A 23,943-nucleotide genomic window follows, 5' to 3' on the forward strand; every position below is an offset into this window, starting at 1 on the left:
GGTTGCTTCGGGATCCCTCAAGTGGCCCTTCCAAGATAGCCAGGTCTTTTTCCTTCTCCTGCCCACGATAGACCCAGCTTGCCGGCACCTCTTCTCGATTGGAGAAGACAGACCTCTGCCGCGGCACTAGAATCGTTAATGTTCCTTAACTTTCGTTGTTTTTCGACCTGCGCTGCGCACAGAGGGGACGAGATGTCCGGCCAGAACGAAATCCACGTAGTGGGGGCGCGGCAGCACAACCTCAAGAACATCGAGCTGCGGATCCCGCGCAATCGCCTGGTGGTGTTTACGGGCGTCTCCGGATCCGGCAAGTCTTCGCTGGCCTTCGACACCATTTTTGCCGAGGGGCAGCGGCGCTATGTGGAGTCCCTCAGTGCCTATGCGCGGCAATTTCTAGGGCAACTGGACAAGCCGGATGTGGATCGCATCGAGGGCTTGAGCCCAGCCATTGCCATCGACCAAAAGTCCACCAGCCACAACCCCCGCTCCACGGTGGGCACCGTTACCGAGATCTACGACTACCTGCGGCTGCTCTATGGGCGGGCTGGGATCCCGCACTGCCCCCAGTGCGACCGGGTGATTGCTCCCCAGACGGTGGATCAAATGGTGGATCAGATCCTGGCCTTGCCGGATCGGACGCGCTTTCAGCTGCTTGCGCCTGTGGTGAGGGGGAAAAAGGGCACTCACGCAGCGCTCCTGCAAAGCCTGCGCCAGCAGGGATTTGTGCGGGTGCGTGTCGACGGCCAGGTATGGGATCTCAGCGAAGAGATTACCTTGGACAAAAACAAGACCCACACTATCGAGGTGGTGGTGGATCGGCTGGTCAAGGGCCCCGACATTGCAGAGCGGCTGGCCGATTCCCTGACCACCTGTCTGCGCCAGTCGGGGGGACTGGCGGTGGTGGAGCTCTTGCCTCGGGAGGAGGAGCGGGAACATCTGTTGCAAAAAGTAGCCGAGGTGGCGGGGCAGTACCTCAACGGCAAGCCGACGGAGCTGATCTTCTCTGAGCAATTTGCCTGCCCCGAACATGGCTCGGTGCTGAGCGAGCTGTCGCCGCGGCTATTTTCCTTCAACTCGCCCATTGGCGCTTGTCCTGTCTGTCACGGCTTGGGCTTTGAGCCCATCTTCGACCCCGACCGCATCGTGCCCGATCCCAAGCTTCCCCTCTACGCAGCCATCGCACCTTGGGCCGAGCGGGAGAACCCCTACTACCTGGCGTTGCTGGCAGGCGTCGCCAAGGCCTTTGGCTTTGACCTCAGCAGCCGCTGGTGCGACCTCACGCCCGAGCAGCAGCAAATCCTCCTCTACGGCACCGACCAGGAGATCTACGTTGAGGCAGAATCCCCCTACCGGGGCCGGGGCTACTACCGTCGCTACGAAGGGGTGATCCCGCAGTTGCAGCGGCACTACCAAGAAACCACCTCCGAGACCTACCGGCAAAAGCTGGAAACCTACCTCACCTACCGCCCCTGTGCGGCCTGTGGGGGGGCTCGCCTTCGCCCTGAGGCCCTGGCAGTGCGCGTCGGAGGCTACCGTATCACCGATCTCACCGAGGTCTCCATCCGGGAGTGCCTACACCGCCTAGAGCATTTGAAGCTCACCCCTCGCCAGGCGCAGATTGCCGAGCTGGTGCTGCGGGAGATCAAAACCCGGCTGCAGTTTTTGATCGACGTGGGCCTTGACTACCTCACCTTGGCCCGCCCGGCCATGACCCTTTCGGGGGGTGAAGCGCAGCGGATCCGGCTGGCTAGCCAGATTGGCTCTGGCCTGACGGGCGTGCTCTACGTGCTAGACGAACCCTCCATTGGCTTGCACCAGCGGGATAACCACCGCCTCTTGCAAACCCTGTTCCGCCTACGGGATCTGGGCAACACCCTAATCGTGGTGGAGCACGACGAAGAAACCATCCGCGCCGCCGACCACATCGTGGACATTGGCCCTGGAGCTGGCATTCACGGGGGAGAAGTGGTGGCCCAAGGGTCTCTAGCCAACATCCTGGCCTGCGATCGCTCCATGACCGGAGCTTACCTTTCGGGGCGGAGGCGGATCCCTACCCCTGCCCAGCGCCGACCGGGGAAAGGGGTTGCCCTCAAGCTCACCAATGCCCACAAAAACAACCTCAAGCACATCGATGTGGAGATCCCGCTCGGCAAACTAGTCTGTGTTACGGGGGTCTCCGGCTCCGGCAAGTCCACCTTGGTCAACGAGTTGCTCTACCCTGCCCTGCAGCACTACCTTGGCCAGAAGGTGCCCAAGCCGGCGGAAATGGGGGAGTTGCACGGCATCGAGCACATCGACAAGGTTATTGTCATCGACCAATCCCCCATTGGCCGCACCCCTCGCTCCAACCCTGCCACCTACACGGGTCTGTTTGATCCCATCCGCCAAGCCTTTGCCCAGACTCGGGACGCCAAAGCCAGAGGCTATCAAGCTGGCCACTTCTCCTTCAACGTCAAGGGCGGGCGCTGCGAAGCCTGCAAAGGGCAAGGGGTGAACGTGATTGAGATGAATTTCCTGCCCGATGTGTATGTTACCTGCGAAGTCTGCGGCGGCAAGCGCTACAGCCGCGAGACCCTCCAGGTCAAGTACAAGGGCAAAAACATCGCCGAAGTCCTGGATATGACGGTGGGAGAGGCGCTGGAGTTTTTCGCTGCCCTGCCCCCTGCGGCCAAGATCCTGCAGACCCTGGCCGATGTGGGCCTCGACTACATCAAGCTGGGTCAGCCGGCTCCAACCCTCTCGGGTGGGGAAGCCCAGCGGGTGAAGCTGGCCGCAGAACTGGCCCGCCGCTCCACCGGCAAAACCCTTTATCTACTGGATGAACCCTCCACCGGCCTGTCGTTTTACGATGTTCACAAACTTTTGAACGTCCTGCAGCGGCTGGTGGATGCGGGCAACACCGTGCTGGTGATCGAGCACAACCTGGACATTCTCCGCTGTGCCGACTGGATCATCGACTTAGGGCCGGAAGGGGGCAACCAGGGCGGCCAAATTGTTGCCGTCGGCACCCCGGAAGAAGTAGCCGAACACCCGGGATCCCATACAGGGCGGTACCTGAAGCAGGTTTTGCAGCAACACCCCCCCGGCCAGTGAGCACCCCTTTCGATTGGGCTGCTGCTTTTCAGGACCCAGCAGCTCTGAGCTTCACCCACCGCTTGGGGTTGCCTCAGGCTCATTTCAAGAAGCCCGTTTCAAGTCAACTGCAACTTAAAACAACAGCTCCTCAATAATCTCGTTGGAAAACAGCCAGCCCTCGGGCGGGACTAGCCGTAGCCGTCCCCCTTCGCAACTGGCCCAACCTTTTTCAAAGTAGGGATCCAGCCTCTGCAGAGCCTGCTCCACCCTCCTGCTGCCAAAGCGCTCCTGTAAAGTTGCCAAATCCAGCCCTTCCCGGAGGCGCAGCCCCAACATCACCGTATCCATCCAGGTTTCTTCTAGAGAAGCTGGCGGCGGGAGGGGGTGAACTTGGGCTTTGACCTGTTCAAAATACTCGTGGAGAGTCCTCGGCTGGTGAATGCGCCGCCCCCCTTCGTAGCCGACAGATCCCATGCCAAAGCCAAAGTAGGGGCGATTTTCCCAGTACACCCGGTTGTGGCGACAGGCATACCCAGGGCGGGCAAAATTGGAGATCTCGTAGTGGATATAGCCTGCCTGGGTGAGGAGACGCCGGGCCATCAAGTACATTTCAACGGTCGCCTCTTCGCTGGGCAGGGGCGCCTCCCCCGGCCGGTACAGCCGGCCAAAGCGAGTTTCGGGCTCGAGGGTGAGATCGTAAACGGAGACGTGGGCCGGGTTGATTTCAAGAACAGCTTGCAGGGACTCCTGCCAATGTTCCAAAGTTTGGTAGGGCAGCCCGAAGATCAAGTCCAGGTTGAAGTTCTCAAAGCCCACCGCCTTCAAGTCGGCCACAGCTTCATAAATTGCTTCCACTCCGTGTAGGCGACCGCAGGCGGCCAGCAGCTCTGCCTGAAACGCCTGGGCTCCCAAGCTAATGCGGTTGACCCCCAGGTCCCGGTAGCCCGCCAACTGCTCCCGCGTCAAGGTGCCGGGGTTGGCCTCAAGCGAAATCTCGCAGTCGGGATGAAACGGGATCCGCTCCCTAAGTTGAGCCAAGATCCGGCCCAATTGCTCCACCGTCAGCAGGGAGGGGGTGCCGCCGCCGAAAAAAATGCTGGTCAAGGGTTGGGGATCCCCGGCCAAATGGCGGTAGCGATAGGTGCCGCCGATCTCCTGGCAGAGCACCTGCACATAGGTTTCTATGAGCTCGCGGGTGCCCAGGCCAGTGGCAAAATCGCAGTAGTGGCAGCGCTGCCGACAGAAGGGGATGTGCAGGTAGGCAGCCTTCGGCCAGCCAAGCTGAGCGGAGGGGGTCAGCTCTTCCGTAGGTGCTGCGACTGCCATAGAACCACTCTACTGATAGGCCCTTGATAAGGATCCATGAAAGCCGTGCGCCTGGCGGTGATCGACTATGATGCCGGCAACTTGCATTCGGCTTGCAAAGGGCTGGAGCGGGCCGGGGCCGAGGTGCAGCTAGTAACAGAGCCGGACGGCCTAGAGGCTTTTGATGGCGTCGTCCTGCCGGGAGATGGGGCTTTCGACCCAGCCATGCAGCAGTTGCGGGCGCGGGGCTTTGTGGAAGCCCTCCGAGCGGCAGTGGAGCGGCAGCAGCCCTTCCTGGGCATCTGCCTTGGGCTGCAGGTTTTGTTTGAAAGCAGCGAAGAGGGAAACGAGCCAGGGCTGGGCATCGTGCCAGGACGGGTGCAACGCTTTCGACCAGAGCCAGGCCTGCGCATCCCCCACATGGGCTGGAACCAGTTGCACCTCACCCAGCCCCAGTCTCCCCTTTGGGCAGGGATCCCTGACCAAGCCTGGGTCTATTTTGTTCACTCCTACCACGCGGTGCCCCACGACCCAAGCTGGGTGGCCGCCACCACTCAGCACGGCAGCCAAACCTGTGTGGCCGCCATTGCCCGCGGCGCTGTGTTGGCCACCCAGTTTCACCCGGAAAAGTCCGGACCGGTTGGTTTGAAGATCTTGCAAAACTTCGTGGACTTTGTGGCCGGATCCCTGGCCCGCACCTAGACCTCGGCTTTTCCCAAGCCCTATGAACTACTGGCTGATGAAATCGGAGCCCAGCGTCTACAGCATCTGGGATCTGCAGCGGGAGGGCCAAACTCTCTGGGACGGCGTGCGCAACTACCAAGCCCGCAACTATCTGAAGGCTATGCAGCCTGGGGATCGCGCCTTTTTCTACCACTCCAACGCCAACCCTCCCGGCATAGCTGGCTTAATGGAGATCGTGGAAACCCAGGTGGTGGATCCCAGCCAGTTTGATCCCACCAGCCCCTACTACGATCCCAAGTCAACCCCTGCAGCTCCCCGCTGGTACACGGTGCGAGTGCAATTCGTTGCTGCCTTTGAGCGCTTGATCCCTTTGGCCCAGTTGCGGGCCACTTTTACCCCTGCAGAGCTAGAGGTGGTGCGGCGGGGCACGCGACTGTCGGTGATGCCCGTTCCCCAGGTCGTGGCAGAACGGCTGCTGGAACTGACAGCCTTTTCCCCCTAGTCCTACGAGGCTAGGGCGAGCCAGCTAGAGGCCTCTTGGCCCCTGGCAAGGGGATCGACTGCCAAAGCTTCAAGAGCCAAAGGTTGAGAGTCCCCAGCGCTGCAGGCTGTCGAAAGCTGCGTAGGCCGTCAGATCTGGCTGCAGGGGCGTAATCGACACGTAGCCCTCGGCAACTGCCCGCACATCAGAGCAGGGATCCACCTCCTCTTCCACCACCTCTCCTGCCAGCCAGTAGTAAGCCTTGCCGCGGGGGTCTACTCGTTTCTCGTAGAGATCCGTGTACTTGCGCCAGGCCAGGCGGGCCAAGACCATGCCGCGTATTTCAGCTAGCCCCAGCGGCGGCACGTTGACGTTCAACAGCATTGGCTTCTCTAGGGGCTTCAGGCTCAGCTTCTCCAGCAGGGTCAGCACCACCTGGGCCGCCGGCTGAAAATCCTGGTGGGTAAAGCTGGCCAGGCTCACTGCCAGGCTGGGGATCCCTTCCAACAGCCCTTCCATGGCCGCTGAGACAGTGCCCGAGTAGAGCACATCGGTGCCCAAGTTGGCCCCCTGGTTGATGCCGGAAATCACCCAGTCGGGACGATGTTGCAGCAAGCCATCCAAACCCAGCTTGACGCAGTCCGAAGGGGTGCCTGAACAGGCCCAAGCTTGCACCTCTGGCGGAAACCCCTCCCGCACCGGCTCCAGCCTTAGAGGCTTGTGCAAGGTTAGGGCATGGCCCGTGGCCGAGCGCTCCCGATCCGGACAGACCACCGTTACCTGGTGCCCGCCTATCTGAGCCAGCGCTGCCGCCAAACACCGCACCCCGGCCGCTTGGATGCCGTCATCGTTGCTGACGAGAATGTTCATCAGTGCCACCCCTCACCCATCCCTGGCCATCCTTCCCTTCGACCAAGCTCGGCTGCCTCCATGATGCCCTCTGCTGCCAAGCCTACAGCCGTCCGGAAGCCAAGACAAAGCCTGAGAAGCGCAGCCTAGCATGTTATCATTGAGTGTAGTCTTACGAACAATATCCGTAGAGGTACGGTGTCGTTCAGTAAATTTTGAGGGTCATTATGAAGCTAAGGTAAAGCTAGTCTTCTTCCTCTTGTGGGGGCTGCCAATGGCGTCTTTGGTGGAGGGAAGAGCCCAATGTAGCCCCTGAGGTTGCTCAATCGACAGGAAGTCTATCCCATGTCCCTAGTTTCCATTGCATCGGCAACAGAAGCTCAGGAGTGGCGAGAACTCTGCCAGTGGGCTGAGGAGCACTACCGCTCTCGCACTTTTCCCAAAGATGTGCGCATCCCCACCCGTCCGGGACTGGTGTATATCCCCCAGGAGGGGGTGGTGCGCCTGGTCTGCCAAACGCCAGAGCGGCGGGAAGTTTTTGTTGGGTTTATCACACCTGGCGTGCCCTTTGAGGTGAGCCACCCAGAGCGCTTTGAGCTAAAAGCCTGTACCCACGTCGATCGCACCACGGTGATGTGGTTTTACTGGAAGGATTTAGAACAGTGGCCCTATCTGCACCAGAAGATTCAGGAAAGCTTCCGCCAGCAACTCCAGCGCAAGTTGCTCTGGCTAGGCAACCTGGGCCAGCGTCGAGCCATTGACCGCCTCAGGGGCTTCCTGAACCTGTTGATCGAGGAGTACGGCCAGCCCTGCGACCAGGGGATGTACCTCCCCTGGACTCTAACCCACGCCCAGATTGGGGATGCCATCGGCGCTACCCGCGTGACGGTAACCCGCCTTTTGGGATCCCTGCGCTCGAAGGGGTTTGTGCAGATCCTGGATCAGAACCTGATCTGCATTCCCAATGGGGTAAAGCTGCAGCCGACGCCGAAAAAGGTGGCCAGCGCTTAAGCTATGGGCCTACAGCTTTACTACCGGGCCTGGGGAGAAGGGATCCCTTCCCTGCCCATCTTGCTGCTCCACGGCCATCCCGGCAATGCCGACTGCATGGAAGTTTTTGCCGAGGCGGTGGCTGGGATGCACCCCTGTGTGGCCCCAGATCTGCGCGGCTACGGGCGTTCGCAAGTACGGGATCCCTTTGAGATGTCGGCCCACTTGGAGGACTTGCAAGAGCTGCTGGATCGCCTGGGCTGGCAGGAGTGTCTGCTACTGGGCTGGTCGCTGGGCGGGATCCTAGCCCTAGAGTTGGCTTTGCGCCTACCCCAGCGGGTCAAAGGTTTGATCCTAGTGGCCAGCGCTGCCTGTCCCCGCAGCAACCATCCCCCTACCGATTTTTGGGATCAGCTCAACACCGGCATTGCTTCGCTGCTCAACTGGCTTTGGCCCGGCTGGAGTTGGAACATCAACACCTTTGGCCGCCGCTCTCTCTACCGCTACCTAATCCAGAGACATACCCCGAGAACCTATCGCTACCTGGCCCAGGCAGCTTTGCCGGCTTACCTGCATACCTCTCCTCAGGCTCGCCAAGCCCTACGCGCTGCCCTTCGACAGGGCTACAACCGCGAGGGAGAGCTGCACCGCCTGCACCTACCGGTTTTGATTCTGGCTGCGGAGCAGGATTGCCACATCACTGTTGCCAGCAGCCTAGCCACGGCCCGCCTTCTCCCTCAGTGCACCTGCATTGTCTATCCCAACGTGGCCCACCTCTTTCCCTGGGAGATCCCTGAGCAAGTAGAGCAAGATCTGCGCCGCTGGCTGAGGGCTCAGGACTGGGCCAAGGGAGGCTCTTGCAAAGTCCCCTCAGAGGGCGGGGCGGCCTCCTGAGCTTGGGCTAACCTACGCAGCCGAGCAAAGGCCTCTTCCTCCAGGTGGATTTGCTGCTGCTGTTGTTCTTCCGGGGTGCGCAGGCGTTTCCCCAAAGGCTGTTGCAGCGTGCCCAAAAGTAAGGGCTCGGAGACTCCCGGCTCGGGGTGGATGACAGTGCGGGCTTGCAGGGTAAATACCGGCGAGCCGGTAGAGAAACGACCAGAGGAGGCCAGATCGCTAGCTGCCTGCTTCAGCGTAAGGATTAGTTGCTCCGGGGTGATATCTGGGCTAACGGCAATGACCGCCCGCTCCGCCCCTTGGTCATAGACAGTGGTGTAGGGAGCAGCCCCGGGGATGCGGGAGCGGAAAATGGGCCCTAGGCTCAGAGCAAAACAGCCTGCCGTTAGGACCAAGGTAAAGGCCGTGTAGCCCACTAGCGAAAACTTCCAAGGCCAGTTGCGTATCCAGGCCAGCAGAGTGAGCAGCGCCAGGAAGACCGCTACTCCCAGCCCCACCTGGCTGGCAGAGGCGAAGAAAGATTGCAAAGAGCCATCCATCATTCGCAAACTACCTCTTGTTGACCCCAGAACTGCCGGCGGCTATGTGCATTTTAGAGCCATTTCTTTATGCTACTAAATCAGCATTGCTGGCAAGAAGGACGCTGAAAAAATGCGAAGAAAACGAACCACGGTAGTAGCGAAAGGACTATAATGCCGGCGAAGCGGCTTGAGAGCTGTCGGCATGTCATCTTCAACTCTATCTGAAGGAGCGCATCACAGGCTTGATTCTACGATCCCTCGGTAGCCCTGCGGATCGCAAGAGAGTCACTGTTCACCCTCGGCAACCTCACTGCTGGGATCCTCAGCGAATACCACGACGTCATTAGCAGCTCTGTGCTGCTGGAGAAGCTGCAGGCCTTTCGGGTTGTCTACGAAGAGGCTGTTGCCCGCCTACAGAAGCCCTCCTTCCGGATTGCCACCATTGGCACCACCTCTTCGGGTAAATCCACCATTGTGAACGCCCTCATTGGCCGGAAAATCGCGCCTACTGAGGCCCAGGAGATGAGTGCCGGGATTCCTGCGGATTAGGCACAGCGAGCGGAGCAGGCTAGTTATCCACAATACCGAAGGAGCTACCTGGGAATGCGGCACGTGGGAAGACCTAAGGGACGAAGAAATCTACAGCCGGCTCAAGCTGACGATGGAGGCCTACCACCAAGAGCGGCGAAAGAAGAGGAAGAAGAGGGATGAAGCGGAGGTGGGCATCCCTCAGGTAGACGTTGAGTGTCCGCTGCTGCCGGTCAGAAATCCTTTTCTGTTAGGCCTGCCTGAGGGCTTACAGGTCGAGATTTATGACTTGCCTGGCCTAAACTCAATTCAAGATAGAACAAGCCTTAGGATTATCCAAGAGCATGTCAGCAAGTGCTTTAGCTTTGTTGCACTGGATTACTCTCAGACAGATTGGCAAGGACGGGAAACTCTCTTGAGAGAGCTAAAGGATTTCGTAGAGTTTCTCAGAAGTCAAACCAGTTTGATGGTCTTCTTGCTCAACAGGGTTGACATGCGGAATCAAACCGACAACCCTCTAGAGCAAAGGATCGAGGAGCTGAGGGAGGAAATTCAGGAGATTCTGGCTCTTCCAGAGCCGCCTTGCATCGTTCCTCTTTCTGCTATTGCACTCTTTTATGCTCAATGTGCCTGGGGAGCTAACTCTTCTGAAGCATCGGATGTAGATCCCAGTACCAGGCGGTGGATGATCAGCTCTCTTTTTAAAGACTGCTATAACTTCATTAAAGCCTCTACGAGAGGTGATAAGGAGCTGAGGTCGTGGCTACTTAACCTCGAGAACAGCATCGAGGAAGGACAGGAAATATCCGAATTTTTTTCTCTGACTAAGCCCATCAGATCCCTGTTGAGCGCCAGGCCCACTGCCTATTGCTCAGCGATATTGCTCTCAAGGGTTGGGCAGTTTCCCTAGCGGCGGAATCCCAGCTTCTGCTTAAACATGGGTACCTTCAAGATGCTGTTGATGTCCTAAACTTCGAGGTCCCTCGTTTCCGGGAACTGAGCGAAAGGTGGTGTGCAGCTCTCTTGCCAGCAGATCGGCCTCAGCTCCGGACGGCCTATACGTACAAGGCTTCTGGCTTCGCTGGCCGCATCTCTAGCGAACGCATCCAGCGCATTGCTCGTCTTTCCCCATTTGATCGAGGGCTTACGCCAGAGGAGGTCTTTCTCAGAGAAAAGAATCTTTCCGTCGAGTTTCAGATGACCTATTTCCAGGAGCTGGACAAGTCTTGGTACCTTTCCCAAGCTGCTTTAGCCGAATACCTAGATACCCTCAGCGAGCTCACCGAGCGCCTTGAAGGTCTCCAGTCTTTTGCTCGCCTCTGTCGAGAGCTTAACCAAGCGGATCCGTACCGATTGATCCCATCTGAACCCAAAAGTCTCTATCTACTGGCTGCCGAGTAAAATGGTCAGCCGACCTCGCGGGCAGCGCGCACCAGCAGTCCCGCCATGATCAGCGCCGAGAGAATCGAGCTACCCCCGTAGCTCACTAGAGGCAGGGGCACCCCTGTAGTTGGCAGCATCCCGCTCACCACGCCGATGTTGAGCAAGGCCTGGCCCACCAGGAACATCAGGCAGCCACAGGCCACTAGACGAGTGGGCAGATCTGGGCAGCGCCACATGACTCGCAAGCTCACCCAGGTATAGGAGCCCAACAGCACCAGGAAGAAGAGGGATCCCACTAGGCCAAACTCCTCCGCATAGACCGCAAAGATGAAGTCCGTGTACTGGATGGGCAAGTAGAACAGCTTTTGTTGAGAAAGACCGTAGCCTTTGCCCCACCACCCCCCTGAGCCAATAGCCAAGAGGCTTTGCACCAACTGGTAGCCATCTCCTCGGGCATTGCCCCAGGGATCCAAAAAAGCCAGGATGCGCCGCCGTTGGTAGTCTTTGCTGAGGATGCTCACCACTGCTGCTAGCGTCCCCAGGCCTGCCGTAGCCAAAAGGGCGAAGAGGGGGACCCCAGCCGTCCAGGCCATAACCCAGAGAGTAAGACTGCAGATGGCCGTGGTGCCCAAGTTGGGCTGGGTGAGGATCCCCAGCAGCCCCAAAGCAAAGAGCCCAACCCAGACTCTACGAAACCAGCGGGGATGCTCGAACCAACGGCCAAACACCCAAGCTCCCTGGAGCACCAGCAGGGGCTTGAGCAGTTCCGAAGGCTGGATGACAGGGATCACCTTCAAATCCAGCCAGCGACTGGCATCCAGGCGGGAAACCCCTAGCCCCGGCACCTGGGTAGCCCAGACCAAGCCAATGCCCAGCAGGCAGAGGATCCCGGCCCAGGGGAACCAGCGCTGCAAGGGGATACGCACCAAGAGGGTAAAGCAGGCCAGCCCCAGCCCCGCCCAAAGCAACTGGCGCTTAAAAAAGTAGAGGCCATCGCCGGTAGTCTGCTGCGCCACCGGGTAGGAGGCCGAAAACAATACCGCCAGCCCTATCCCCAGCCAGACCAGCGTCAGCCAACGCAGCCAGCGCGCTTCAGCGTTCCAGGGATCCCACAAGGGCTTGGCAGCAGGCGCGGAAGTGGTGGCCACGGTGCTCGAAGCTGGGGTACTGGTCGAAGCTGGCACAAGCAGGCGACAGTAAAACGGTGATGGGCTGAGCTGGATTGGCTAGAGCTTGCGCTAGGGAGCAGGCAGCTGCAAAGGCCCTTTCCACCGCCACATCTAGGGTCGGCAGGATCTCGACGTCAGTATAGCGGATTTCCTGAAGAGCCTTGGCCAGCTTAGGAGCAGCCTCCCCAATGAGCAACACGCGGGCCACCTTGGCCTGAATAAGCCGCAGCCAGGCCGAGGGATCCCCCTGTTTGGCCCTTCCACCGGCAATGAGGATAATGGGCGGGGAGAGGGCGTTGAGCGCTACCCAGCCGGCCTCGTAGTTGGTGGCCTTGCTGTCGTTGACAAAGCGGATGGGGGTAGATCCCACCTGGATTTGGGCCACCCGTTCCAGCCGATGGGGCATGCCGGCAAAAGAGCGGATGGCGGCTTGAACGGCAGCGTTGGGGATCCCGGCTAGATGAGCAGCCGCTGCTGCCAAGAGCAAGTTCTGCAAGTTGTGCGAGCCAGGGCAGCGCTCGGCAAAGTCCTCCAGCTCCGCCACCGCTTCCCCCTGGATGTAAAGCGTGCTCCCTCGCAGGAAGACATCCGCTTGTGGATCCTGCAGCGAGACCCAGTAGGTCTTTTCCCAGTCTCGCCGCCGGCGAAAGAGGTAGGGGTCCTCACCGTTGACCACCCGCCACTGGGCCCGCTCCAGTAGCCGCGCCTTAAAGCTGGCATAGCGCTCCAGCGTGCCGTGCCGCTCTAGGTGATCTGGGGTGAAAGTTGTCCACACCCCAATGCGGGGTGGGCCTCCGGGGGAGCTCTTCATCAGGCGGCTGCTGGCCTCCAGTTGGTAGCTGCTCAGCTCTGCCACGATCCAATCTGGCCGACGCTGCCCTTGCCAAGTCTCCAGAGCCACTTGGGACAGGGGCAAGCCAATGTTGCCGCAAGGGATCCCTTCTAGCCCTGCTGCCTTGAACATCTCCGCCACTAGGGCCGTGGTGGTGCTTTTGCCGTTGGTGCCCGTGATCCCCACCCAAGGCAGATGCTCTAGGAACTGCCAGGCCAGCTCCGCCTCTCCCAACACCTCGATCCCTTGCCGACGTGCCTCTTGCAGCAGCGGGTGATCCCAGGCAATGCCGGGGCTAACCACCACTTGCTCCACCCCTGGCAGCAGTTGAAAAGGCTGGCCCAGCTGGACAGAGATCCCCTCTCGTTCCAGATCCGCCTGCCGTTGCCGCAAGATCTCCGAGTCCTGCTCGTCCCAGACCCAAACCTCTTTTCCTTGCGCTCGCAGCAGCCGTGCAGCCGACCGACCTGCGATCCCCAGCCCTAGAACTTGATGGCCCACGTCTAGTTCCTTGGCAACTTTGGCCTTCAGATCCGCATCTTACAAACTAGCCGCCCTCTAGAGCATGGCACTGGGCTAGGGATTGCAACGACAGAGAAAGGAGAGGACCTCGCCCATTAGACAGTTTATGGCTTGGTACTTCTCAGGGGGGGCTGAGAGGATTTCTGCCTCTGACTGCACATAGGTAGATGGCAATAGTTCGTCGCGGCAGTTGGAGACAAGCCCTTGCACCAGTTCTGGCGTGGTTTCCAAGTGAAACTGGAGGCCGATCACTGAGCGTCCAAGCTGAAAGGCCTGATTCTCACAGCCTTCGCTTTTGGCAAGGTGAATTGCACCGGGCGGCAGCTCGAAAGTTTCCCCGTGCCAGTGAAAAACCTCAATCAAAGGCGGGAAGCGAAAGGCCAGCTCGTTAGCCGGTTGGATCCCTTGCACCGGCCACCAGCCTATTTCCTTGACAGGATTGGGAAACACCCGAGCCCCCATTGCGCTGGCAATCAGTTGCGCCCCCAGACAGATGCCCAAAATGGATTTGCCGGCCCCGATGGCCTTGCGGATAAACTCTTTCTCCTGACCTAGCCAAGGAAACGTGCTTTCGTCATTGGCACTCATAGGGCCACCCATGACGATGAGTATGTCAAATTCATCCAAGCTCGGCAATCTCGTCGATTCAAAGAACCTTGTGCCTGTTACAGGGTATCCCTTGGCTCTAAGCCAAGACTCTATGTAGCCAAGACCCTCAAACGGCACATGTTGTAGGTAGTGAGCGCGCATCTCAGCTTCAAGACTAACCTCCCGGCCTAGCATAGCCCCCGTGGCTTGCCAGGCTGCCTCGCTGTCACTGCTTCTAGAATCAGGCAGTCACGTTTCCGGGGGCTGGGTTTCTTAGTGTACTTGGAGGTAGTTGATGGATCCCCTTAACTTCATCGTGCTCTTTACAGCTTATTCATTTGTCAAGACTACTAAAGTTGGCCCTTAAAAACTCGTCGGCATTGCTAAAAGCGTTGAAGAACAACGGTGTACCCGCAAACGAGAGAGGAGAAACTGGGCCAATGGTCATAAATGAGTACTCTCGGCTTTCAGTGTCAAAGGACGAGTGTGGGTCACGGAATAGCTGATAGAGATCAAGGGCTTTGCTACGCCCACCTACTAGCTCACTCAATGTCTTGAATTCAGCTCCCATACCTAAGCCGAAGCCAAAGAAAAGGATGCGCAGCTGCTCCAAAATCTCTCGGTGCAGGCTAGAGAGGGTCTGGCTGATGAATAGCCAGCCTACTCCGTACTTACGAGTGGTGCGTGCCGCATCAATCAAGATGCCCCGTACAACTTTCTTCTCTTCACTCTCAGGTTCTTCACGGGGTGCAAGGCGGTGAGCTTCATCTATCAGCACCAGTGTGTTGAGACCTTGGCTTTGCCGATAGGCATATTCTGCCGCTGTGCGAGTACCTTCCAATAGCCGTTTGATCACCAGCGCTTGTATCGTCTCATTCCAGAACAAGGGAGTACTTTGCGGCTGGGATTGATCTCCACCAAAAAGGGGGAGCGTATTCCAACTCGCAGCAGTTTGAGTTGCCTGTTCTATAGACAAGTCTATCACGACGAGAGGCCGCTGATTTCGATCAGAGTTAAACAGGCTGGCCAACAGCTGCTCTACTTTCTGTGCTCCTGATCGATCTTCACGAAACAGTTGCGTAACAGGAAGCCAAATTGTCTGATATAGGTCATTCTGATTGGCACCAGCCATCTGCTGACGGACTCGTTCCCTAGCCTCCTTCGAACCATAAAATCGCACCTGAATACGCTCTTCCTGCAAATATCCCCACGCTTTATCGAAACTCTCACGTTTGTGTAACTTGGCAAGATGTACACCGTCTTTCTGCAACTGCTCACTTATGGCCTCTGCGGCCTGACGCTGGTTTTCGACTGCTTTAACGCCAAGCCGCTGAAAGAATCCTGACTCCAAGAGGATCTGTTCAAACAAGTTCCACTGGTCCAGCACCAAATTCCTCACGCTATACACATTGGTCGGCTTTCCAAGCCTGTCCAGGACTTCTTTCATTCGCAACTGGAATGCGCCTGGAACTGCCTCACCTCTCGCCTCTTTAGCAAATTCACCCTGCGGATCAATGACCAGGAGTGCCATCCCGGGATAGCGGGCATAGGCCAGCAGGATCATCTTAGCCAGCACCGACTTTCCAGAACCGGTTTTGCCAAAAATGCCCAGATGGTAGGCTTCGCCAGCACCCTGGGGACCAGTGTCGAAATGTTTGAACCAAAGGGGCAAAAGCGGTTTTGAGCCATAGACATGCCCCAGGTAGAAAAGCTGGTCACGATAGGGCGAGAGCAATTCGGACAAAACGGCATCATTGACAAGATGAATGGGCGTGCCTGTAGCCGGGACAGTGCCCAGGATACTGGGACGGTAGCCATTGGATTCAGCAGAGAAGACGGCGCTGATCGTCATCTCCCCTGTATGGGTATCCTGGCGTTCGCTGACTGTATCCACCCGCCCACGCTGACGAATCAGGCTGCGCATGGTGGGGTCTTCGTGCCAGACATTGCGCAGTTTCACCTCAGTAATCTGTCCCAAAGCATAATGAGAAAGCCCATCCTGGTAATAGCGAAACAGGGCCAGTTCCCCCACAAGCTTCTTGCTGACGGCTCCGGCCAAGATGTCCAGCGCCAATTCACTGGTAGAGGATGGTGACCCCACCACGCCAATCCGTTCCGCTGCATCCACAAGCTGATCAAGATTATTCGTTGGCATAGGATCAGACTCCTGACTCGGTGCGATAACCATGCAGGCCTAGAAAAACCTCACTAATGTCCCCCAAATACGTCTCAGCGATATGCTGGCTGGTAACCTGCCGAAACGTAGGGATGGCCTTGGGCAAGTGCTTGACCATACGATCCGCCATGTAGAGGGGGTAGGGCTCCATGACCGGCGGTGTACCGCATTGATGACGAATGCCATGGAGCACTGTGGCCAGGCGCGCCCGATTTTCAGATACCGTCCGGTTCATCTCCACTCGAAGAGCGGGAAGCCAGGGATAAGGACGATAATAAACGACCCGGATCTCATCCAGTAGAGCAACAATCTCCCTTGTTACGCCTTCTGCTTCTTGCTTGAGATTAGATGCGAGTGGATCCAGATTCAAGTGCCAGGGTTGAGAAGGCTGTTGGAGAACAATAGGGCCTGTGTATTCACCCGGCTCCAGCACAAAACTTAGAAGTCCGCGATCGTCGTGGGTATCAGGCCAGCCCATTTTCTGGCCAATTTCCCGTCTTGTCGTATATTTGGGTATCGCTACCCAGCAACGGTCGCTTCGAGCTGAGGCCAATACTGTTCGGTAAGCTTCCAGGAACGAGAGCACGCCCCCAAGAAAGCGGGCCGTCGTATGCAAATGTAAAGCATCCTGACTCTTGTTCAGCGCCTGATTAAAGTAAATGAGAGGGGTCGTGAGAGAGCCATCTATAAAGACAACCTCGTGCGGCGCTTGTGCTGCCAGTTCTAACTCCATACCGATCATCAGAGCACGCAGGATGGTGCCCGTTTCGGCTTCGTGCGCCTCCGTCTCTATCCAAATTCGGTGGCGAGGTTCGGGCCAGTAGCGCGTTTCTGAAGGTGGCGTCAAGCCTTCGACAGCCACAGCAGCTGCTGCAATCAGGTCGCTGGCTAACAATCGCTCAACAGCATAGGAACCATCTACACCGCAGGTTGTTGGAACAGGCGTATAGGGAACCTCGGCATCGCGATGAAGCAAGCCTGCTCTCTTGAGGCCCTCTCGCCATTCCTCGCGACGAGTGCGTACTTGCTCAAAATTATCCAGCAGTTTCTGACCAAGATCCGCTGTGCGTTTGAGAGCCTCATCAACTAAAGCAGCAGGAAGTTCACCAAAGGGACGCTCTCCAGATTCCATTACAAATTACTCCATCTTTACTCTGTGGCCTTATTCTGTTCCATCAGAAGTATATTCTTGATTTCCTCTTTGCGCCAAGCCCGCCATCCATCCACTCGCCCTGCTCGCGGCAGCAGCCAGCGCTCCCGCCACCAGGCGACCAGTTCCGAGAATGGCAAATTGCGATAGATTGGTTCAGTGTCACGGCCTTCCATGTATGCTTCCAGATTGTCCACCAGGCGAAACAGAAACACTTCCCGCTTTATGCCATGGTAGAGGAGCTGATCTGAAAGACCTAGCCGTCTGAGGGCTTTCACTATTATTTGCCATTTCCGCCTTGGCCCACTACCAAAGCCACCGCGAGTCGAAATGCCTTGGTTTTCTAAAAACTCTCGGAATAGTGGGTAAAGTTCCGCTAGGTGAAAAGCTCCGTATCCTTCGGTATAGCCAATAGACTTAGCTATAAGAATTCCTTTGTAACTCAGGCGGTTATACAGGCTACTTCTTCCAAAAGCACTTGTGGTTGTAAGTGCAACTAGGTGAGGTTTTAGGATGCGCTGTTCGATTTCAGTCACACGACCCAGGTATTTGTGCCAGTAGGCTTGTCGAACCTCATTTGACGCTGCTGCCAACGCTACCAGTTTTCCACCTAGGAGACGGTTATATGGTGGCACAGCGCCCAAAGTTTGAATATCCATTGTCTGGTTAACCATCTCCGTTTTTTTGCCAGGGGGGTAGCAAAACAGACGATCGCGAGCTGGAAAACTAAGAGGCGGGGACTGCAGAGCTAACAGACCGATCAGCTTGTCATTAGCTTTGTCTATGATTAGAAACCGGGAGCGGCGCCCATATCCCTTGGAGAACGGGATAGACCAGAGTAGCCGAGCTATGCGGAAGAGGTCATGGTGCTGCTGTTTGGTAACCTCAACTAAAACCGGATCAATGCGCTCAGGTATAATCTCGTTACCATCTGCGAAGAAGGTGAGGTATTTAGGAAGATATTGGCGAAGCCAATCTTGCCGGTTAGCGATTTCTAACTGAAGAGCAGGCCTGTGTACCCGCCGCAAGCTCTCCTTACCAAGGACAGAAGGGCGTAGCTTACCTTCATCTGTTACTACGAACCCAGCTTCTTTAAGCTTAGTCAAAACAAGTTCTGCTAACTCCGCTTCACTCACCCTAGCCGATCCTCTTCTGCTTCAACAATCCTCTGCAGCCTTAACGTAGACAACGTACTGCACTGCTCCCTTGCTAAGGGTAACGTGAAAGGCTCCCACAGAGTGATCAGATCCCTCTGCCCTTACAGAGGCTCAAAGGTTATTTCGAATTGTTACAGCCTTGCCTCCGTGCCCCCAGCAGGGATCCGTTTCTCGGGTAGAACGGGAAACAGGTCATAAGGGATAATGCTTACCCGTAGGCTGTTTGCATCACCGGACGGAGAGCGACCGCATGTTTACTCTGGTTAAGCCCATCACCCGCCACGTTGCCCCTGCTGAGGTGGGGGATCGCCGCTTGATGAAGGTGGTGTACGTGGTGTTGGAGCCGCAGTATCAGAGCGCCCTGACGGCGGCGGTGCAGCGCATCAATGCCCACAACCCTAAGCTGGCGGTGGAGCTGTCGGGGTACTTGGTGGAGGAGCTGCGGGATCCCTCGGGGTATGAGGCTTTCCAGCGGGATCTGGAGACAGCCAACGTCTTTATTGGATCCCTGATTTTTATCGAAGACATTGCCCAGAAGGTGGTGCAGGCGGTGGAGCCCCTGCGGGAGCGGCTGGATGCGGTGGTGGTCTTCCCCTCCATGCCGGAGGTGATGCGCCTTAATAAGCTGGGATCCTTCTCCATGGCGCAGCTAGGGCAGTCCAAGAGCGCCATTGCCCAGTTCATGCGCAAGCGCCAGCAGGGATCCAGCTTCCAAGAGGGGATGCTGAAGCTGCTGCAGACCCTGCCCAAGGTGTTGAAGTACTTGCCCTTCGACAAGGCGCAGGATGCCCGTAACTTCATGCTCAGCTTCCAGTACTGGCTGGGCGGATCCCGGGAGAACCTGGAGAACTTTTTGCTCATGCTGGCGGATCGCTACCTGCCAGGGATGCGGGGGCAGCTCTCCTTTGCTGAGCCGGTTACCTACTTGGAGATGGGTATCTGGCACCCGCTGGCGCCGCAAATGTTTGCCAGCCTGGCGGAGTACTGGGACTGGTACAATGCCCGCGAGGACCTGCCGGAAGACGTGAAGGATCCCTTGGCCCCCTGCGTGGGGCTGGTGCTGCAGCGCACCCACCTGGTGACGGGGGATGATGCCCACTATGTTGCCATGGTGCAAGAGCTGGAGTCGCGCGGGGCGCGAGTGGTGCCGGTGTTTGCCGGCGGCTTGGACTTCTCCAAGCCAGTGAACGAGTTTTTCTGGAACGAGCAGAAGACGGCGCCCATTGTGGATGTAGTGGTGTCGCTAACCGGGTTTGCCCTAGTGGGCGGGCCGGCGCGGCAGGATCACCCCAAGGCAGTGGAGACGCTCAAGCGGCTAAATCGCCCCTATATGGTGGCCCTGCCCTTAGTGTTTCAATCCACCGAGGAATGGGCCAACAGTGACTTGGGCTTGCACCCGGTACAGGTGGCGCTGCAAGTTGCCATTCCTGAGCTGGACGGGGCCATCGAGCCAATCATTCTCTCGGGGCGGGACGCCGTCACCGGCAAAGCTCACGCAATGCAGGATCGGATTGAGCTGATTGCAGCGCGGGCCATTAAATGGGCCAATCTGCGGCGCAAGCCCAAGATAGAGAAGAAAATTGCCATCACCATTTTCAGCTTTCCGCCCGACAAGGGCAATGTGGGAACAGCCGCCTACCTGGATGTGTTTGCCTCCATCCACCGGGTGATGCAGGCGCTGGCCCATAATGGCTACGACCTGGGGCCAGAGCTGCCCAAAACTCCGCAGGAGCTGATGGAGTCCATCCTCCACGATCCCCAAGCTCAGTACGCTAGCCCGGAGCTGAATGTAGCGGCCAAGCTGTCGGTGCGGGAGTACGAGGCCCTGACCCCCTATGTCAAAGCCATTGAGAAATACTGGGGGCCAGCTCCAGGGCACCTGAACACCGATGGGCAAAATCTACTGATTTACGGCAAGCACTTTGGCAACGTGTTCATCGGGGTGCAGCCCACTTTTGGCTACGAAGGGGATCCCATGCGGCTGCTCTTTTCCAGGTCGGCCAGTCCCCACCATGGCTTTGCCGCCTACTACACCTACCTGGAAAAAGTTTGGAAAGCCGACGTGGTCATCCATTTTGGCACCCACGGGTCTCTCGAGTTCATGCCGGGCAAGCAGATTGGCATGTCCAGCGAGTGCTACCCGGATAACCTAATTGGATCCCTGCCCAACCTTTACTACTACGCTGCCAACAACCCCAGCGAGGCCACCATCGCCAAGCGGCGCGGCTATGCCTGCACCATTAGCTACCTGACACCGCCAGCAGAAAACGCCGGCCTCTACAAGGGGCTGCAGGAGCTGCGGGACCTGATTGGCTCTTACCAAACCCTGCGGGAGGGGGCGCGGGGCATTGCCATTGTCAACGCCATCTGCGACAAGGCGCGGCTAGTCAACCTAGACAAAGACGTGGAGCTGCCGACGGTGGACGCCGCCCAGCTCACCCTAGAGGAACGGGACACGGTGGTGGGCAAGCTCTACGCCAAGCTGATGGAGATCGAGTCGCGGCTGTTGCCCTGTGGGCTGCACGTGATCGGGGCGCCCCCCACAGCAGAAGAGGCAATTGCCACCTTGGTAAGCATTGCCAGCATTGACCGGCCAGAAGAAGGGATCCTCGGCCTACCCCGCATCATTGCCCAGAGCCTGGGGCGGGATATCGACGAAATCTACCGCAACCGGGATCGGGGGCACCTGGCGGATACAGAGCTGCTGGATCGCATCAACAAGGCTTGCCATAAAGCAGTGGCCGCGCTCGTGCGGGAACAGACCGACGCCCAGGGGCGGGTCTCGCGCGTGGCCAAGCTCAACTTCTTCAACATGGGACGGCAAGCGCCTTGGCTGGTGGCCCTGAAGGAGGCAGGCTACCCGCAGGTGGATCCAGACCTGCTCAAGCCTTTGTTTGAGTTTCTGGAAGAGTGCCTCAAGCAAATTACGGCAGATTATGAGCTGGGATCGCTGCTGCGGGCCTTGGAAGGGGAGTACATCCCACCGGGGCCGGGAGGAGATCCCATCCGCAACCCCAACGTCTTGCCAACTGGGCGCAACATCCATGCTTTGGATCCCCAGTCCATCCCCACGGCAGCGGCCATCAAGTCGGCGGAGATTGTGGTGGAACGGCTGCTGGCGCGGGAGCTGAGCGCCAACGGCGGCAGGTACCCGGAGACCATCTCAGTGGTGCTCTGGGGCACGGACAACATCAAGACCTACGGCGAGTCGCTGGCGCAGGTGCTCTGCCTGCTGGGGGTGCGTCCTAAGCCAGATGCCCTGGGGCGGGTAAACAAAGTGGAGCTCATCCCCCTGGAGGAGCTGGGGCGGCCCCGCATTGACGTGGTGGTGAACTGTTCCGGGGTATTCCGGGATCTCTTTGTCAACCAAATGGCCCTTCTCGACCGGGCAGTGAAGCTAGCAGCCCTAGCCGATGAGCCGCTGGAGCTGAACTTTGTGCGCAAGCATGCCCTACAGCAGGCAGAAGAATTGGGGCTGACTCTGGAGCAGGCGGCAACGCGGGTCTTTTCCAACGCTTCTGGCTCCTACTCGGCCAACATCAGCCTGGCCGTGGAAAACAGCTCTTGGGAGGACGAAAGCGAGCTGCGGGAGATGTACCTATCCCGCAAGTCCTTTGCCTTCGGCTCCAATTTGCCCAACCAGCAGATGCGGCAGCTTTTTGAGGCCAGCCTGAAGACGGTGGAGGTAACCTTCCAAAACCTGGATTCGTCGGAGATTAGTCTGACAGACGTCAGCCACTACTTTGATGCGGATCCCACCAAACTGGTGCAGAGCCTGCGCCCCGACGGCAAGGCTCCCTCAGCCTACATTGCCGATACCACCACGCCCAATGCCCAGATCCGCACCCTGAGCGAGACCATTCGCCTGGACGCTCGCACCAAGCTCCTCAACCCCAAGTGGTATGAGGGCATGCTCAAGCACGGCTACGAAGGGGTGCGGGAGATTGCCAAGCGGCTGGTGAACACCTCTGGCTGGTCGGCCACGGCAGGTGCGGTGGACAACTGGATCTATGAGGAGGCCAACGAGACCTTTATCAAGGACGAGGCAATGCGGCAGCGCCTCATGAACCTCAACCCCCACTCCTTCCGGCGCATCGTCGGCACCCTCCTGGAGGTGCATGGGCGTGGCTACTGGCAAACTTCCCAAGCCAACATCGAGCTCCTGCAGGAGCTGTATCAGGAGGTGGAAGACCGGATCGAGGGGGTGGAGTAGCTGGTCAAGGCCATCCCCGCAGAGGAGAGCTGAGGCTTCTCCTTGCATTTGCTGGCATAAGGGGGTTGGTAGCAAAGCCCCCAGAAAGTTCGCCCTCTGGCGCTAGGGCGAAGGCCGGCAGGAGTGCAGCTTTTAGCTTTCCTCTTCCAAAATGCGGGGCACCTTGAAGAACATGTCGACGCGGTCGGGGGCGTTAGCTAGGATCCCCTCGACATTGGCGTAGGGCTCCACCTCATCGGGGCGAGTGGGCAGCTCGATATCGAGGACATGGAAAGTAGGCTCTACGCCTTCAGTGTCCAGCTCTTTAAGCTGTTCTACGTAGGCCAGAATATCTGCTAGCTGCTGGGTAAACTGGATTTCCTCTTCCTCAGTGAGCTCTAGCCGCGCCAGGTGAGCGACGTGGCGTACTTCTTCGCGGGTCAGCATTGCTTCCTTGGCCCTATGGGCTACCGATGAGTTTACCTTAGCCAGACCTCAAAAGAGCTCCAGGTTGGCACGCCCTGTGGTTTTGAGCCAGTTTTGGGCCTCGATGTAGTTGTTGGGGGCAATGCGAATGGCACGGATCCAGTATCGGGCAGCTTCGTCAAATAGGGCCTCAGCCGTTTCTTCATCCCCAGCTTGCAGACTCTGCTCACCTTTGTGGTGCAGCAAAACGGCAATGTTGTTGAGGGCAGAGCAGAGGCGGGGGTTGAGCTCTAGGGCCTGGTGGTAGTACTCCAGGGCCTTGTCCAGGTCTCCAGTGCTTTGGTAAATCAGGCCCATGTTGTAGAGGATGTAGCTGCGGTCTTGGTCGTCCTTCTCTAAAGCCAAAGCCTCGCGGTAGTTTTCTAGGGCCTCGGCATATTCCCCTTCGCTTTGGGCCGCCATGCCGTCTCGGTAGTAGGCAAAGGCTTTCTTCTCCTCCGAACTCACCCCCGGCAGCAACTTGAGGATTAGATCAGCCAGGACAGTGAAGGTTTTGTCGATGAAGTTGTCGTTCTTCATGCCGCGGGGCATGGTTGACCTCCCCTAGGGTGCCTCTTCTTTGCGTTGTACCACGCCCACAAAACCCCTAGGTTGAGCTTTGCCCAGAAGAGGCCGAGCGACGCTTGCTTAGGCGCACCGGGTGCCACTGTACGGTTTCACCAGGGGAGACTTCCAGTTCACAAGTAGTGTCGATGAGCCGTTGCGCCTGGGCTTGGGGAGTGGGGTAGCGGGCCAGATCCGCATCCACCAGATGGGGATGTTCTTGAAGCAGCCGCACGAGGAACTCCTGCAATTCCTCAGAGCTGAGAAATTGCTCTGGCAGGCCCGGGATCAGCAGCACGTAGTGATTGGCAGCGCGGAGCGGTTCGGGTTGGAGGTCTGACATATGAGTGTCAGGAAGGGCTGCAACTCTCTTGGTATTCTGAAAAAGACTTTCTTGGCTTTTGTCTGCCGTCTTGTG

21 protein-coding genes are annotated in these 23,943 nt (G+C 58.0%); 9 read left to right on the forward strand and 12 right to left on the reverse strand.

What is annotated here, in order from left to right; genetic code table 11:
- The first annotated feature begins 192 nt into the window (after window positions 1-192).
- A complete protein-coding gene (gene uvrA / locus NW812_RS10730) occupies window positions 193-3,093 on the forward strand; it encodes an excinuclease ABC subunit UvrA (protein WP_414396759.1) in 2,901 nt (966 codons plus the stop codon).
- Between the two features lie 114 nt (window positions 3,094-3,207).
- On the opposite strand, the gene hemW is transcribed toward uvrA, so the two are convergent.
- Window positions 3,208-4,401 carry a radical SAM family heme chaperone HemW gene (hemW, locus tag NW812_RS10735; protein WP_414396762.1) on the reverse strand — a complete coding sequence of 398 codons (1,194 nt, stop codon included), beginning with the start codon at window positions 4,399-4,401 and terminating at the stop codon, window positions 3,208-3,210.
- 36 nt (window positions 4,402-4,437) lie between these two features.
- On the opposite strand from hemW, the gene hisH reads away from it, so the two are divergent.
- Together hisH and NW812_RS10745 are read left to right on the forward strand one after the other, a co-directional pair.
- Window positions 4,438-5,082 carry an imidazole glycerol phosphate synthase subunit HisH gene (hisH, locus tag NW812_RS10740; protein ID WP_414396764.1) on the forward strand — a complete coding sequence of 215 codons (645 nt, stop codon included), beginning with the start codon at window positions 4,438-4,440 and terminating at the stop codon, window positions 5,080-5,082.
- 22 nt (window positions 5,083-5,104) lie between these two features.
- Window positions 5,105-5,566, forward strand: coding sequence for an EVE domain-containing protein (locus tag NW812_RS10745; protein ID WP_414396766.1), 462 nt, complete (start codon window positions 5,105-5,107; stop codon window positions 5,564-5,566).
- A gap of 69 nt (window positions 5,567-5,635) precedes the next feature.
- On the opposite strand, the gene surE is transcribed toward NW812_RS10745, so the two are convergent.
- Complete coding sequence (gene surE / locus NW812_RS10750; RefSeq protein WP_414396769.1) at window positions 5,636-6,415, reverse strand: 5'/3'-nucleotidase SurE; 780 nt, start codon at window positions 6,413-6,415, stop codon at window positions 5,636-5,638.
- 324 nt (window positions 6,416-6,739) lie between these two features.
- Between surE and NW812_RS10755 the strand changes: the two genes are divergently transcribed.
- Window positions 6,740-7,405 carry a Crp/Fnr family transcriptional regulator gene (locus NW812_RS10755; RefSeq protein WP_414396772.1) on the forward strand — a complete coding sequence of 222 codons (666 nt, stop codon included), beginning with the start codon at window positions 6,740-6,742 and terminating at the stop codon, window positions 7,403-7,405.
- A gap of 3 nt (window positions 7,406-7,408) precedes the next feature.
- Entirely contained in the window at window positions 7,409-8,278 is an 870-nt protein-coding gene (locus tag NW812_RS10760) for an alpha/beta fold hydrolase (protein ID WP_414396774.1), read from the forward strand.
- Here the strand turns inward: NW812_RS10760 and NW812_RS10765 are convergent.
- Window positions 8,218-8,817, reverse strand: a complete 600-nt coding sequence (locus NW812_RS10765; protein WP_099884551.1) for a Ycf51 family protein — start codon at window positions 8,815-8,817, stop codon at window positions 8,218-8,220. The two genes, NW812_RS10760 and NW812_RS10765, sit on opposite strands and share 61 nt — an antisense overlap.
- 336 nt (window positions 8,818-9,153) lie before the next feature.
- Between NW812_RS10765 and NW812_RS10770 the strand changes: the two genes are divergently transcribed.
- The 3 genes from NW812_RS10770 (at window position 9,154) to NW812_RS10780 (ending at window position 10,728) form a co-directional block, all read left to right on the forward strand.
- Entirely contained in the window at window positions 9,154-9,348 is a 195-nt protein-coding gene (locus NW812_RS10770) for a dynamin family protein (protein ID WP_414396777.1), read from the forward strand.
- A complete protein-coding gene (locus NW812_RS10775) occupies window positions 9,326-10,237 on the forward strand; it encodes a hypothetical protein (protein WP_414396780.1) in 912 nt (303 codons plus the stop codon). The genes NW812_RS10770 and NW812_RS10775 overlap by 23 nt, the downstream gene beginning before the upstream one ends.
- A 113-nt stretch (window positions 10,238-10,350) precedes the next feature.
- Window positions 10,351-10,728 carry a hypothetical protein gene (locus NW812_RS10780; protein ID WP_414396783.1) on the forward strand — a complete coding sequence of 126 codons (378 nt, stop codon included), beginning with the start codon at window positions 10,351-10,353 and terminating at the stop codon, window positions 10,726-10,728.
- 5 nt (window positions 10,729-10,733) lie between these two features.
- Here NW812_RS10780 and NW812_RS10785 read toward each other — a convergent pair whose 3' ends face one another.
- The 6 genes from NW812_RS10785 to NW812_RS10810 form a co-directional block, all read right to left on the reverse strand.
- Complete coding sequence (locus NW812_RS10785) at window positions 10,734-11,858, reverse strand: FtsW/RodA/SpoVE family cell cycle protein (RefSeq protein ID WP_414396785.1); 1,125 nt, start codon at window positions 11,856-11,858, stop codon at window positions 10,734-10,736.
- The gene (gene murD, locus NW812_RS10790) at window positions 11,803-13,212 is read right to left on the reverse strand and encodes a UDP-N-acetylmuramoyl-L-alanine--D-glutamate ligase (protein ID WP_414396788.1); all 1,410 of its coding nucleotides are present in this window, start codon (window positions 13,210-13,212) and stop codon (window positions 11,803-11,805) included. Before murD ends, NW812_RS10785 begins: the two co-directional genes overlap by 56 nt.
- Before the next feature lie 75 nt (window positions 13,213-13,287).
- Entirely contained in the window at window positions 13,288-14,016 is a 729-nt protein-coding gene (locus NW812_RS10795; RefSeq protein WP_414396790.1) for a type 1 glutamine amidotransferase, read from the reverse strand.
- A 139-nt stretch (window positions 14,017-14,155) separates the two neighbouring features.
- Window positions 14,156-15,976: an ATP-binding protein gene (locus NW812_RS10800; RefSeq protein ID WP_414396793.1), complete on the reverse strand. Its 1,821-nt coding sequence runs from the start codon at window positions 15,974-15,976 to the stop codon at window positions 14,156-14,158.
- Window positions 15,977-15,980: 4 nt separating this feature from the next.
- Window positions 15,981-17,129, reverse strand: a complete 1,149-nt coding sequence (locus tag NW812_RS10805) for a DNA double-strand break repair nuclease NurA (protein ID WP_414396795.1) — start codon at window positions 17,127-17,129, stop codon at window positions 15,981-15,983.
- Between the two features lie 17 nt (window positions 17,130-17,146).
- Entirely contained in the window at window positions 17,147-18,283 is a 1,137-nt protein-coding gene (locus tag NW812_RS10810; RefSeq protein WP_414396797.1) for a Druantia anti-phage system protein DruA, read from the reverse strand.
- 271 nt (window positions 18,284-18,554) lie between these two features.
- Here NW812_RS10810 and NW812_RS10815 point away from each other — a divergent pair, with 271 nt between their 5' ends.
- Window positions 18,555-22,517 carry a magnesium chelatase subunit H gene (locus NW812_RS10815; protein ID WP_414396799.1) on the forward strand — a complete coding sequence of 1,321 codons (3,963 nt, stop codon included), beginning with the start codon at window positions 18,555-18,557 and terminating at the stop codon, window positions 22,515-22,517.
- A gap of 132 nt (window positions 22,518-22,649) precedes the next feature.
- Here NW812_RS10815 and gatC read toward each other — a convergent pair whose 3' ends face one another.
- The 3 genes from gatC to NW812_RS10830 are packed head-to-tail and all read right to left on the reverse strand — an operon-like array spanning window position 22,650 to window position 23,868.
- Window positions 22,650-22,943, reverse strand: a complete 294-nt coding sequence (gene gatC, locus NW812_RS10820) for an Asp-tRNA(Asn)/Glu-tRNA(Gln) amidotransferase subunit GatC (RefSeq protein WP_414396802.1) — start codon at window positions 22,941-22,943, stop codon at window positions 22,650-22,652.
- Window positions 22,944-22,991: 48 nt separating this feature from the next.
- Window positions 22,992-23,513: a photosystem I assembly protein Ycf3 gene (locus NW812_RS10825; protein WP_414396804.1), complete on the reverse strand. Its 522-nt coding sequence runs from the start codon at window positions 23,511-23,513 to the stop codon at window positions 22,992-22,994.
- 55 nt (window positions 23,514-23,568) lie between these two features.
- A complete protein-coding gene (locus NW812_RS10830; protein ID WP_414396805.1) occupies window positions 23,569-23,868 on the reverse strand; it encodes a chlororespiratory reduction protein 7 in 300 nt (99 codons plus the stop codon).
- Window positions 23,869-23,943 lie beyond the last annotated feature (75 nt).

The organism is Synechococcus sp. O70.2 (assembly GCF_047462135.1).
Classification (GTDB): Bacteria; Cyanobacteriota; Cyanobacteriia; order Thermostichales; family Thermostichaceae; genus Thermostichus.

What these genes read in the sequence shown, in the direction of transcription:
- NW812_RS10815 (WP_414396799.1), top strand. Translation starts at nt 18,555, where the DNA reads ATGTTTACTCTGGTTAAGCCCATCACCCGCCACGTTGCCCCTGCTGAG.
- NW812_RS10745 (WP_414396766.1), top strand. Translation starts at nt 5,105, where the DNA reads ATGAACTACTGGCTGATGAAATCGGAGCCCAGCGTCTACAGCATCTGG.
- hisH (WP_414396764.1), top strand. Translation starts at nt 4,438, where the DNA reads ATGAAAGCCGTGCGCCTGGCGGTGATCGACTATGATGCCGGCAACTTG.
- NW812_RS10800 (WP_414396793.1), bottom strand. Translation starts at nt 15,976, where the DNA reads ATGCCAACGAATAATCTTGATCAGCTTGTGGATGCAGCGGAACGGATT.
- NW812_RS10755 (WP_414396772.1), top strand. Translation starts at nt 6,740, where the DNA reads ATGTCCCTAGTTTCCATTGCATCGGCAACAGAAGCTCAGGAGTGGCGA.
- gatC (WP_414396802.1), bottom strand. Translation starts at nt 22,943, where the DNA reads ATGCTGACCCGCGAAGAAGTACGCCACGTCGCTCACCTGGCGCGGCTA.
- NW812_RS10830 (WP_414396805.1), bottom strand. Translation starts at nt 23,868, where the DNA reads ATGTCAGACCTCCAACCCGAACCGCTCCGCGCTGCCAATCACTACGTG.
- surE (WP_414396769.1), bottom strand. Translation starts at nt 6,415, where the DNA reads ATGAACATTCTCGTCAGCAACGATGACGGCATCCAAGCGGCCGGGGTG.
- NW812_RS10805 (WP_414396795.1), bottom strand. Translation starts at nt 17,129, where the DNA reads ATGGAATCTGGAGAGCGTCCCTTTGGTGAACTTCCTGCTGCTTTAGTT.
- hemW (WP_414396762.1), bottom strand. Translation starts at nt 4,401, where the DNA reads ATGGCAGTCGCAGCACCTACGGAAGAGCTGACCCCCTCCGCTCAGCTT.
- uvrA (WP_414396759.1), top strand. Translation starts at nt 193, where the DNA reads ATGTCCGGCCAGAACGAAATCCACGTAGTGGGGGCGCGGCAGCACAAC.
- NW812_RS10760 (WP_414396774.1), top strand. Translation starts at nt 7,409, where the DNA reads ATGGGCCTACAGCTTTACTACCGGGCCTGGGGAGAAGGGATCCCTTCC.
- NW812_RS10825 (WP_414396804.1), bottom strand. Translation starts at nt 23,513, where the DNA reads ATGCCCCGCGGCATGAAGAACGACAACTTCATCGACAAAACCTTCACT.
- NW812_RS10795 (WP_414396790.1), bottom strand. Translation starts at nt 14,016, where the DNA reads ATGCTAGGCCGGGAGGTTAGTCTTGAAGCTGAGATGCGCGCTCACTAC.
- NW812_RS10765 (WP_099884551.1), bottom strand. Translation starts at nt 8,817, where the DNA reads ATGGATGGCTCTTTGCAATCTTTCTTCGCCTCTGCCAGCCAGGTGGGG.